Annotated in this window: 8 protein-coding genes; 5 read left to right on the top strand and 3 right to left on the bottom strand. The window is 59.4% G+C overall.

Features of this window, described 5'->3' with window-relative positions:
- The first annotated feature begins 191 nt into the window (after positions 1 to 191).
- On the top strand, positions 192 to 1,208 hold the full coding sequence (gene galE / locus QZZ60_RS08015) for a UDP-glucose 4-epimerase GalE (protein ID WP_295640297.1): 1,017 nt from the start codon (positions 192 to 194) through the stop codon (positions 1,206 to 1,208).
- A gap of 467 nt (positions 1,209 to 1,675) precedes the next feature.
- Positions 1,676 to 2,464: an MBL fold metallo-hydrolase gene (locus tag QZZ60_RS08010; RefSeq protein ID WP_295640295.1), complete on the top strand. Its 789-nt coding sequence runs from the start codon at positions 1,676 to 1,678 to the stop codon at positions 2,462 to 2,464.
- Positions 2,465 to 2,962: 498 nt separating this feature from the next.
- Here the strand turns inward: QZZ60_RS08010 and QZZ60_RS08005 are convergent, their stop codons facing one another.
- On the bottom strand, positions 2,963 to 3,688 hold the full coding sequence (locus QZZ60_RS08005) for a hypothetical protein (protein WP_295640292.1): 726 nt from the start codon (positions 3,686 to 3,688) through the stop codon (positions 2,963 to 2,965).
- A gap of 308 nt (positions 3,689 to 3,996) precedes the next feature.
- On the opposite strand from QZZ60_RS08005, the gene QZZ60_RS08000 reads away from it, so the two are divergent.
- From QZZ60_RS08000 to QZZ60_RS07990, 3 genes are all read left to right on the top strand, one after another.
- Positions 3,997 to 5,205, top strand: coding sequence for a DUF1848 domain-containing protein (locus QZZ60_RS08000; protein ID WP_295640289.1), 1,209 nt, complete (start codon positions 3,997 to 3,999; stop codon positions 5,203 to 5,205).
- 616 nt (positions 5,206 to 5,821) lie between these two features.
- A complete protein-coding gene (locus QZZ60_RS07995) occupies positions 5,822 to 6,025 on the top strand; it encodes a hypothetical protein (protein WP_295640287.1) in 204 nt (67 codons plus the stop codon).
- A 396-nt stretch (positions 6,026 to 6,421) separates the two neighbouring features.
- Entirely contained in the window at positions 6,422 to 6,619 is a 198-nt protein-coding gene (locus QZZ60_RS07990; RefSeq protein ID WP_295640284.1) for a hypothetical protein, read from the top strand.
- A 293-nt stretch (positions 6,620 to 6,912) separates the two neighbouring features.
- Here the strand turns inward: QZZ60_RS07990 and QZZ60_RS07985 are convergent, their stop codons facing one another.
- Both QZZ60_RS07985 and QZZ60_RS07980 read right to left on the bottom strand, forming a co-directional pair.
- Positions 6,913 to 10,125 (bottom strand): HsdR family type I site-specific deoxyribonuclease, encoded by a 3,213-nt coding sequence (locus QZZ60_RS07985; protein ID WP_295640280.1) that lies wholly within the window; start codon positions 10,123 to 10,125, stop codon positions 6,913 to 6,915.
- Between the two features lies 1 nt (position 10,126).
- Positions 10,127 to 10,905: restriction endonuclease subunit S (locus tag QZZ60_RS07980; protein ID WP_295640277.1), on the bottom strand; the 779-nt coding region annotated here is incomplete at its 5' end.

The following is a 10,905-nucleotide window of genomic DNA, read 5'->3' as shown; positions in this document are numbered from 1 at the left end:
ATAAAACAAAGCGCAACGATCACAACATTCTTGAAAACATTATAAGCGTCAAAAATGAAGGAAATTACAAAGTTATACGCATATTCAACAGACGCATTTCAAGATTCAAAAGAAGAACGTATAATAAATAAGCATAGAATATATATTATACTGCTATTATTAGTTATTTCATCCACTACTCAGAGGTTCTCATGCGTATTCTTCTTGCAGGCGGTGCAGGTTACATCGGTTCGCACACGGCCGTGGAGCTCATCCTGGCCGGGCACGATGTCGTCATTGTGGACAACTACAGCAACAGTTCTCCCGAGGCAGTCGAAAGAATAGAAGAAGTGACCGGCCGTTCCGTTGTTGCCTATGAAGCGGACGTGCGCGAACATGATGCCGTGTGCAGCATCATGAGCGAGTATCCGGTGGACTGCGTGGTGCATTTTGCCGGTCTGAAGGCGGTGGGAGAATCCGTGCGCAAGCCCCTCGAATACTACCGCAACAACATAGACACCACGCTCACGCTGCTGGAATGCATGCGGGAGAGGGGCGTTCACAACATCGTGTTTTCCTCTTCGGCCACCGTATACGGCGAGGAAAACCCGTATCCCTATGTGGAAACCATGCCGCGCGGCAGATGTTCCAACCCCTACGGCTGGACGAAGTTCATGATGGAACAGATTCTGGAGGACGCCGCACGTGCGGATGCCGAACTTTCCGTCGTTCTTCTGCGCTACTTCAATCCCATAGGAGCCCATCCGTCCGGCCGCATGGGTGAAGATCCGCAGGGCATTCCCAACAATCTCATGCCCTACGTGGCCCAGGTGGCCGTGGGACGACGCGACCATCTCACCATTTTCGGCAACGACTACCCCACTCCCGACGGCACCTGCCGCCGCGACTACATCCATGTGATGGATCTTGCCGCCGGACACGTGAAGGCCGTGGAATACGCCGCCGCCCACAAGGGGACGGAAATCTTCAATCTCGGTACGGGCACGCCCTACAGCGTGCTGGAAATAGTGAGGGCCTTTGAAGAAAACAGCGGCGTTCCCGTGAAATACGAATTCGGCCCGCGCCGCGACGGAGACCTGACGGAATTCTGGGCCGATGCCGACAAGGCGCGCGACGTGCTCGGCTGGACCGCCGCCCGCACCCTCAGCGACATGTGCCGCGACACCTGGAACTGGCAGAGGCAGAATCCCAAAGGGTATGATGCCTGAGCCGGTTTCTCTCTCCCGGGCCCCGATGCCGCCGTGCGTCGGGGCTTTTTTCGTCTCTTCCCGCCCCCGACGCCCCGCTTTCACTCCTCTCAGCTTTCTCCCCGGCCCGTTTCTTCCGAGCGAAAAGTCCCCCGCCCCTGCGTCCCTCTCGCGCTCTCAGGGCTCCCCCCTTCCCTCTCCCCTCGCGCTTCCCCCTTCGCTCGATTCTCGCCCCCTGCGCTTGTCGCCCCGCTCCCCGCCTCGCACGCCGTTCCACCCCTCAGCCTTCGCACGCCGTTCTCCCTCCGTCTCCCCCTCCCTTCTCTCGTGCCTTTTCCTGCCCCTCTCCCCCGCGCCTCTCTGCGTCCAGCTTCACGTCTTCTTTCCCTTGGGGAAAAAATTTCCTTTCCTCTTGACCCTGTAGCTGCTCGAGGGTTTATGTCTGGTTCTGTGACGAAAAACGACACGCCAGACAAAAGGAGAACATCATGAAGATTCAGCAGATACGAAACGCCACGCTGCGCATCGAGTACGCGGGCAGAACCTTTCTCACGGACCCGTGGCTTCTGGACAAGGGAGCCATGGGCACGTTCCGCACGCTCGGCAGCGGGTTCCGCTGCGAGCCGGACAAGCTCGACATTCCCATGCCCATGACCGCGCTGCCCATGAGCGCGGAAGAGGTGCTTGCGGGCGTCGACGCCTGCATCTGCACGCACGTGCATCCCGACCACATCGACATGGCTCCGGACGGCACCATAGGCGGCAGTCTCGACAGGAACATGCCCATGTTCGTGCAGAGCATGGAAGACGCGCACGCCTTCGTGCGCTCCGGCTTCACGGACGTGACGGTCATGTACGAGAACAGCGCCTTTGAAGGCGTGCATCTTGTGAAGGTCCCGGCAAGACACGGCACCAAAATCCCGTGCGGGCCGTCCTGCGGGGTGATCTTCCATCATCCCGACGAAAAGACGCTGTATCTTGCGGGCGACACCATCTGGTACGACGCGGTGGAAAAGACCATCCGCACGTGGCATCCCGGCGTGATCGTGGTGAACGCCTGCGCGGCGCTGCTGCTCGACGAAGGACGCCTCATCATGGACGACGCGGACGTAGAACAGACGGTTCGTGCGGCGGACGGCGCGGCGGTCATCGTCAGCCACATGGACGCCGTGGCCCATGCCACCATTTCGCGTCCGGAAATGAAGAAGCGCCTTGTCGCGCGCGGCGTGTGGGACAGGGTGATCATGCCGGACGACGGCGACACGCTCAAGTTCTAGCCGCCGCAGGCAGAAGCACGGGGCGGACGCGCGGTGCAAAAACGCGGCCTGCCCTGCGTCCAGGTTTCGCCGCTCCGCGGGCGGATGCCGCCCCTTTTCCCCGGAAAGTCCGACCCGCGTGCTTCCTCGGGCGTGCGCCCCGCGACAAAAGACCTTCCTCCGCCCGACGGGACGTGCCGCCGGACCGGAGGAAGGCGAGATGCCGGATTGTCTCTCCGGAGCGACAGGCTCCGGGGCGGCCGTTCGGAAAAAGGCAGCGGCATGCCCGGGGAAGAAAGGCCTTCTGCTCGGACGATACGCCCCCCTCCGCCCCCTCCGGCCCGGACGACACGAAAGGCGGACGACACGAAACCCCGCAGCGCTTCGGCAGCAACGACCCGCCCGCCTTTCGGGGAAGGCTTTCTCATGCGCGGCACAGACGAGCGCTGTCATGCCTCGGCGAGGCGGCCGTGGGCCTTTTCCGCCCCGCTTCCCGGAGCCCGGGGGGAAAAGGCGGCGTCACTTCAGGGCCGTGACATAGCCGAACTGTTCAAAGTCATCGAGGAATTCGTCGCACAGCTCGTATCCTATCTGGTCGGGGTCGTCGCGGTATTCCTGCGGCAGGGCGTCCACGTTCAGGCCATGCGCGCTTTCCACGGCCCCCGCGTCCATGGCTTCTTCCACGGTGGCGTACCGACCGTCGGGCTCGAAGTCTTCAAGGGGAATCAGCTGCACCCAGGCATCGTCGATTTCGCAGCACTTGTACATGACGAGAATAATGTGGAACCTGTCGAGAGCGAAGGTTTCAAGGTCGTCCTCGTCCACGGGGAGCACGTGATTGACGCCGGTGTCCACTTCCATGCGGAAGGAATCCTCACCGAAAACCTCGCCTGCGGACGCTTCCACCTCGTCCAGAATGGCCGAGGTCTCGTCCACGGAATAATAAATGATGTCCTTCAGATCGTCGCCAATGCCGTCAAAATATTCTACGGCGGCTTCGGCCAGCGCATCCGACCCCGTCACTACCCGGCCGCCGATGACGGACTGCCAGTAACTCAGTTCCGAAGGGTCATCCACGGGCTCCCCGGTCACGGCGTACTGCCAGAACCCCACGCCGCCGTTCATCTGATCCATTTCAACGCAGGGCGTTCCATCGGCTTCGTCCATGTACCTTTCATCGCGGAACTCTTCAATGCCGTGTTCTCCGCCGTCTATTTGAAAATATCGTGCGTAAAGGTATGCCATGGTGAACTCCGCTTGTCATTGTAGCAGGTTAAGATTACCGATAAAGGTATTCCCAGCGCCTGATGCTGTCAACGCACTTGCGGAACATACGTCCATACATGACTGGACGCCGCATGGTCATGCGGCATCGGCCGTCCCCGCATGAGGACGGCAGGGGAAGCGCCCGACCCGGCAGGACGAAACGCGCAAGCTCTTCCGCCGGAACGTACGACGCCGGATACGGAAAGCCCCGACAAGGCGCCCCGAACACGGGCATCCCGCCGGGCATACGCCGCGCCGACGCTGCGCGAACAGCAAAAGGACGTCCCATGAAGTGGCCGGAAAGCATCATCGACACGCCGCAGGGCAGAAGGAAGGCGGTGGCGCCGCTCGTCATTTCGGCAAGCCGAGCCACGGACATTCCGGCCTTTCACGCGGCCTGGTTCATGAACCGGCTGCGTGAGGGCTTCTGTCTGTGGCAAAACCCGTTCAACGCGGCGCAGCGGCAATGGATTTCCTTTGAAAAATGCCGCGTCTTCGTGTTCTGGAGCAAGCATCCCGCGCCGCTTTTGCCGCATCTGCCGGAAATTGCGGCAAGAGGACATGAATTCTATGTCCAATACACGCTCAACGACTACGAAGGCACCGGGCTCGAACCGAACCTTCCGCCGCTTGCCGCGCGCGTGGAAACCTTCCGGCAGCTTTCCGAACTTGTGGGAAAAAAGCGCGTGATCTGGCGCTTTGATCCCATCATACTCGGCGGCGGCCTCAGTGTGGAAAACACGCTTTCGCGCCTCCGCCGTCTGGCCGAAGCGCTCTCGCCGTTCACGGAAACGCTGGTCTTCAGCTTTGTGGACTGGTACCGCAAAACGGCGCGGGCACTCGGCAGGCTGAACCCGGCCTTCCGGCCCCCGACCCTTGCGGAAATGCAGGAAATCGCCCGGGGCATGGCGGAGATGAACCGCGCCCTTCCCCGGCCTCTCACGCTCGCCGCCTGCGCGGAACCGCTCGACATGCGCCCCCTCGGCATTGCGCGCAGCCGCTGCGTGGACCCTGCCCTTCTGCGCCGCCTCTGCCCGGACTGCGAAACCTTTGCCCGCTGGTGCGGCAAGGAGCGCAAAAGCGTGCAGCTTCCGCTCTTCTCAGCCCCGCCCGCCGGGGCGAAGGGCGCAAGAACGGACGACGGCCGGGGCGCGGTGTGCGCGATCACGGGAACGCCCCAAAGATTAAGCGGAACGACGGACAACGGGGAAAAGGCCGACTCTGCCCGCAACGCGGCCACAGACCCGTGCGGGGCGGACACAGGACGCGGGGCGACGAACGCCAAAGCCCAGGACCGCACAAGCGAAGGAACGCGCACGGCACAAGGCGGCGTCAGGGATTCCGGCCAGCGCTCCGCCTGCGGCTGCGCGCCGAGCAAGGACATAGGCAGCTACGATACCTGCCGCCACTTCTGCGCCTACTGCTACGCCAACAGCTCAAAACAGGCCGTGGAACGCAGGCTCTTGGCCATGTCCGACGAAGAGGAGGCCCCGTAACGGCTCCCGGCCGCAGAACGGAAAAAGGCCGCAGGAACGGGGGACACGCGGGGAAGGACGGAAAGCCGCACGGGAAGGTGGGAACGGGGAGAAAACCGCGGAAAACGCCATGTCCGGCCCTGTTCCTTTTCGCCCGCCGTTTTCCCCCATCGCTTTCCCCGCGTTGCCCGGGGCGTATTCCGTCCCGCGGACCCGGCGCGGGCCCGGCGCTGCGCCTTCCCGAACGCTTGTCCCGCCATGCCCCCTCCGCAGAGTCAGGGCCCGAACGTCGGCTGCCGTCCCGGACGCCTGCCCCCGGGCCTCTTCCCGAAAGACACGCCCCCGGCCTGTTTCAGACCTTGCCGCAGGCCGCACGGCGCTGCGCCGCAGGGCATCAAGGCAGGCTCGCGCCTTGACGGGCTTGTCTATGACAATATACATCAAAGGTGTCCGCTTCCGTCCAAAGCGCCGTATGGCTGCCCCGCCGCCGGGCATCCCGCCCGAAGGGGCGACCCGGGACTTTGCGCTTTGCCGATCCTGCGGTCATCGGCGTCCTTTCGCGGCGCGCTCCGCGCCTCCTACGGCAGGCGTTCTTTTCCCGGCCCTGCCGCCTGTTCTGCCAGAATGAGGTCTTCCCATGCCGGTAAACACCATTTTTCCCCACGAAAGAAAGTGCGGCGCGTGCCGCTGGTGGACGGGCCGCCGCGAGCCGGAAGTGCACACCTTCCGGGGCGTGGTGCGGATCCGCTGCGATTCTGCGCCCGCGCCCTGCCTTGTCAGAAAGACGGCCATGCTCTCGGGCGGCTCGTGCCCGCGCTTCGACAAGTGGGAAAAGCTGTAGCGCGGCCTTTCCCTTCCGGGCACGCCGGAAACCACGCGCGAGCCCCGGCCCGAGCGCGCCCCGGCCGAACACGCGCACCGCGCCTAACGGCCCGGACGCGACGGACTGAACGCGCGCAAGTCTCAGAACGGCCCGAACGCGCCGCCGATGAAGGGAGCGCCGCACCGCAAAAGGAAGAAATATCGCCGAACGCGCCCCCGAGAAAACAAGGGGCTTGCCGCCGCCCCCCAAAAAGAAGCCCGTCGCCTCGAGGGAAAGGGGCCCCACAGCGCCCCGCCCCTCCGGCAATCGTGACGGCGAAACGCAAACGCCGCCCCGCGCCTCACAGTCCGCCGTTCTGCGAGTCCCCGCACCGCCCCTGGGCCGCCCCATTTCACCTTCAACCCGGTTGACGACATGAAACACTATGCGCCCCTCTCCTCCCTGCGCTGCCCGAGGTGCCAGTCCCCGCGCCTCATCCCGCTGGACTTCCTTCTTCTGCGCAATCTGTTCCGCGTGAAGGTGCTCGGCAAAACGCCGCCCCCCGTCTCCCCCGCAAAGCAGCCCCTCATCTGCGCGGACTGCCTGCACGTTCTTTCCATGAGCGACCTGTAAGCGCGCGGACAAAGAAAACGCCCCCCCTTCCCTGAACGCCGGAGCCTTCCGCGTAAGGAAAAACAAGACGCTTTCAGCGTAAGCCCGGCCCTCGGGGAGCTCACGCCGCATTCCCCCAAAAGGGGTGTCGGGCAGCGTGCCGATACGGTGAGGCCGTCCCTCGAAAGAACGGCCTACATCGACCAGCCATAAAAACGGAGAAAGTCTCCGCACGAGAGAAAAACACGTCAGAAACGTGTCCCCAGAACGCGGTTCTGACGGATGAAAGGAAAAGGCGTTTTCCGTATGAGGGCCTATTCCTCATGTTCCTTGAAGTTCTGAACCTGATCAAGCACCTGCTCGTACACTTCCTCCTTCCATTCCGGCGGATAGCCGTTTTTATAAAGAAGCATGAGCAGCTCGCTGGAGAGTCGATTCTTCAGGTTGTCGTTGTTCAGCCAGTCCGCATACACGGCGGTATCATCAACAAGCTTCTTGATCTTTCTGGCCAGCTCAATGCATCTTTCGTCGGCATACGCAAAGCCGTGCCTGTCTCTTGTTTCGCACAGCACATCATAGAAGGCCTTTTCTTCAAAGGAAATTCCCAGATCCTTGAACTTCTGCCCGTCTTCCCGGATCTCCTGCAGCAGCTTGAGCAGCCTGTCCGTACAGGCCGAAACCCTGTCGGTCACAACCTTGCTGAGGGACGTCGCGGCGTCTCTGGCCGCATCGCCGGCAAAGGAGGGATTGTCTCGGGTGTTGTAGTCGTCGATGGTTTTTTTGAGAAGCCTGTCGTAGTAGTCCGCCCTGATCTTATTGGTTTTCCTGTATTCGCGTATGGCCTGCTTAAGCAGCTTGAGCATGAGCTGAAACTTGGTGAACGGAAGCTTCACACCGGAAAGTTCCCTCAGAAAGTCTTGACCGAAAATATTCTCCTCCCCCTGAGACTCAATGATGTTCTCCACCCCGGAACAGTCTATGGCCTCCTTCACCATCCTTTCAACCGCCCTGTTCATGGACGTCACGTCATGCACGGATGCCGTTATCTTGTTGACGAATACGGTCAGGCCCATGAAGCACTGCGACCACTTTGCTTCCTCGTCGCTCAGCACTCCGGCAGGATTGCAGATGTCAAAGGCGCTGCGGAGGCGTTTGACATGTCCCCGGAACGCGGTCAGATACGAAGGCTTTCCCTTGACCGGCACATCTCTGGCCAGCAGATATTCCGCCCCGCGCTGAAGAAACTGAAGACGAACAAGCGGTGACTTCTGGAAAAACGGCTCAAAGTCCAGCGTCGAGGTCAGATCCCGAAGTATCTGAAGCTCGTTCTTCAAAACCGCATGAGCTTCCTGCAGATCGTCCTTCGACGTTGCAGCCTCCCCGGAATACTGCTTGAGCGCACTCTTCATTTCTCCGCGTATGCCGAAATAATCCACAATGTAGCCGCATTCCTTGTCCTTGTAGCGCCGGTTGACGCGGCTTATGGTCTGAATGAGGGTATGCTTCTGCAGAGGCTTGTCGTTGTAAAGCACGGTGAGCGGCGGCGCATCAAAGCCCGTTATCCACATGTCGACGACAATGGCCACATGAAAGTTGGACTTGTCATCCTTGAATGCCTCGTCCAGATCCCGGCGATGCGCATCATCGCCAAGCAGGTCATACATGTCCCTGGGGTCATCCTTCCCCCGCGTGGCCACCACATTGAGAAAACAGATCGGCGTTCTCTTTTCCAGCTCTTCCGGGGAAAGGCCCGTCGCATCCAGCGCCTTCAGAGGCCTGCACCAGTCCGGCCGCATCGCTTTCATCATGCCGTAGAGCCGGCAGGCAATCTCCCTGTCGTAACAGGTGATCATGGCCTTGAGCACTCTTTCGGGCGCATCGTCACAGCGTTTTTCATAATCGGCAATGATGTCCGCCGCCACGCGCCGCAACCGTCCTTCATCGCCGAGAATGACCTTCATGCCGCTCATGGCCAGCTTGCTCTTGTCCACGTCCTCCTGCGTCGCGCCCTCGCTTTCGCACTGACGGTAGTATTCCTCAATCCGTCTGGCCTGCTCGTCGTTCATGAACACGCGCGGCAGCCTGGGATCATAGATGATGGGCACGGTAATGCCGTCTTCCTGCGACTGCTTCATGGTATACATGTCGACTATGTCGCCGAACACATGAACGGTCTCGTCAATGGGCGTTCCCGTAAATCCCACATAGGTGGCCCGCGGCAGCGCCTCGCGCAGATAATGGGCGAAGCCGTAAGTAAATTCCGCCCCCTTGTCGTCGCTTCCGTACCTGAGCGCGCCGCCGAGGTTGTTCTGCGTTCTGTGCGCCTCGTCGCTCATGCAGATGATGTTGGCACGATCGCTCAGAAGGCCGGTGCTTTCGACAAATTTCTGAATGGTCGTCACATACAGACCGCCGCTTCCTCTCTGCGACATTTCCTGACGAAGCTTTTCCCGGCTTTCAAAAACCTTGATGCTGCTGTCCATCAGAAATGTTCTGGCGTTGCAGAACAGCTTGCCGGCCTGCGTTTCCAGATCTTCCCTGTCCACAATGATGAGAATGGTCGGGCTTCCCAAAAAGGAACGACGACGCAGCATGAGCTGCCGGGCAAGAAAAAGCATGGTAAACGTCTTGCCGCAGCCTGTTGCCCCAAAATACGTTCCACCCCTGCCGTCGCCGTCATGACTGCGCAGGTGCTCGACAATATGGTCTCTGAGCTTGCGCGTGGCAAAAAACTGCGGATACCGGCATACCACGGCCAGATCATCCTTCGACACGTCCGGCAGGTACACGTAGTCGCGGACTATTTCAAGCAGCCGTGCGGGAGACAACGCCCCCTTGACGAGACTCTCCAATTCGTGCAGCCCGCTGCCTTCCTCGTCCTCGTTCTCCACCTTCTTCCACGCATAAAAATATTCAAACGACGAAGTGATGGTGCCCATGCGGGACTGCCCGGCATCGCTGATGCAGGCCACGGCGCAGTATTTGAGCAGCTCGGGAATATCCCGACGGTAGCGCACGGTGATCTGCGTATGGGCCGTGCGAATGGTGGCGTTCTCATCGGTGGGATTCTTCAGTTCCATGATGCACAGAGGAATGCCGTTGACGAAAAGAAGCACGTCGGGAATGCGATGCTCCGTCCCCTGAACCATGTCGAACTGATTGACGACCCGAAAAATATTTTCTTCGGGATGTTCAAAATCAATGTAATGCAGATGAAAAGGCGGCAAGCCGTTGGATGGCGTGACGTCATAGCCGTTCTGATAAAGCCGGACGGCGTTGCAGAAACGATGATAGTCGGTGGCGCCGCCGACGTTGCGAATATTGGCAATAACGGCAGAGAGGTCATCGGCAGGAAGCTTCCCCGTGGAAACATACTTGACGGCAAGAAAATTCCTGAGATCGTCTTCCAAGAGGGCTTCCGTCACTTTGCGGTGCAGCTCGCCCCCGGGGGTATATGCCCAGCCCTCCTGCTGAAGCATGTCCAGAAGCGCCCGCTCGAATTCGCTTTCATACAGCTTGCCGCTCATTTCAGTTGCCTCCTCTTGCTGCGTGCCGAATCAATGCAGGACAAATGTCCCTGCTCAGCCTGTCGGCCTCCTCCGCTATGCGCTTTGCTTCCGCAGCGCAGCGGTACACGTCCACCAGCGCTTTCTGCACGGACAGCGGAGGAAGGGGAATGCGTACCCGGCACAGGGCATCCCAATTAAAAATCTCTCTAGCACTTCCCCATGAATGATATCTGGCATATCGGTCAAATTCTTTTCTCAAAAAATAAAGATAAAGAAACTCAGGAATCATTTTTCCTTTATCTTTTATATCAAAAACTTCATTCACTGATGATATAACTATAGGATAAGTATAATTGGACAAACAACATACGAAACATTTTTCGTTATTTGTTGTTTGAACAAATCCGAACTGTCCAGGATATACAATTTTATATGATGAAAGATTTTCTTTATCAACTTTTGCAGTCGGCTCACGAAACTGCTTTGTTACCGAAAGACCCTTAACATCTTTTATGGTATTGTCAAAATTTCTATTATCAAGTCTCTTAAGCATCGGCCCCAGTTCTACCGCTTCATATTCCTTTTTTATCTCCTGCAGGCGGCTGCGGCACAGGGCAAACAGAGGTTCGGCCATGGCCTCGTTCTGTTCCTTCATGGCGCGGAGGGCCTTCCATGCGGCAACAATTTTTTCCTGTTCCTCCAACGAAGGCAGGGGAATTTTCATTCTGCAGAAATCCCCCCAGGAAAACACTTCCGTGGAAGACCCCCAGGAGCACCAGCATGCATTTCTGTCCCATT

Origin of the sequence: uncultured Mailhella sp. (genome assembly GCF_905187505.1) — a bacterium.
Classification (GTDB): Bacteria; Desulfobacterota; Desulfovibrionia; order Desulfovibrionales; family Desulfovibrionaceae; genus Mailhella.
The sequence above is the reverse complement of the archived record's forward strand: the minus strand, read 5'-3'. Positions and strand labels throughout refer to the sequence as shown.

Coding starts and splice junctions, on each gene's coding strand:
- galE (WP_295640297.1), top strand. CDS start 192: ATGCGTATTCTTCTTGCAGGCGGTGCAGGTTACATCGGTTCGCACACG.
- QZZ60_RS08010 (WP_295640295.1), top strand. CDS start 1,676: ATGAAGATTCAGCAGATACGAAACGCCACGCTGCGCATCGAGTACGCG.
- QZZ60_RS08005 (WP_295640292.1), bottom strand. CDS start 3,688: ATGGCATACCTTTACGCACGATATTTTCAAATAGACGGCGGAGAACAC.
- QZZ60_RS08000 (WP_295640289.1), top strand. CDS start 3,997: ATGAAGTGGCCGGAAAGCATCATCGACACGCCGCAGGGCAGAAGGAAG.
- QZZ60_RS07995 (WP_295640287.1), top strand. CDS start 5,822: ATGCCGGTAAACACCATTTTTCCCCACGAAAGAAAGTGCGGCGCGTGC.
- QZZ60_RS07990 (WP_295640284.1), top strand. CDS start 6,422: ATGAAACACTATGCGCCCCTCTCCTCCCTGCGCTGCCCGAGGTGCCAG.
- QZZ60_RS07985 (WP_295640280.1), bottom strand. CDS start 10,125: ATGAGCGGCAAGCTGTATGAAAGCGAATTCGAGCGGGCGCTTCTGGAC.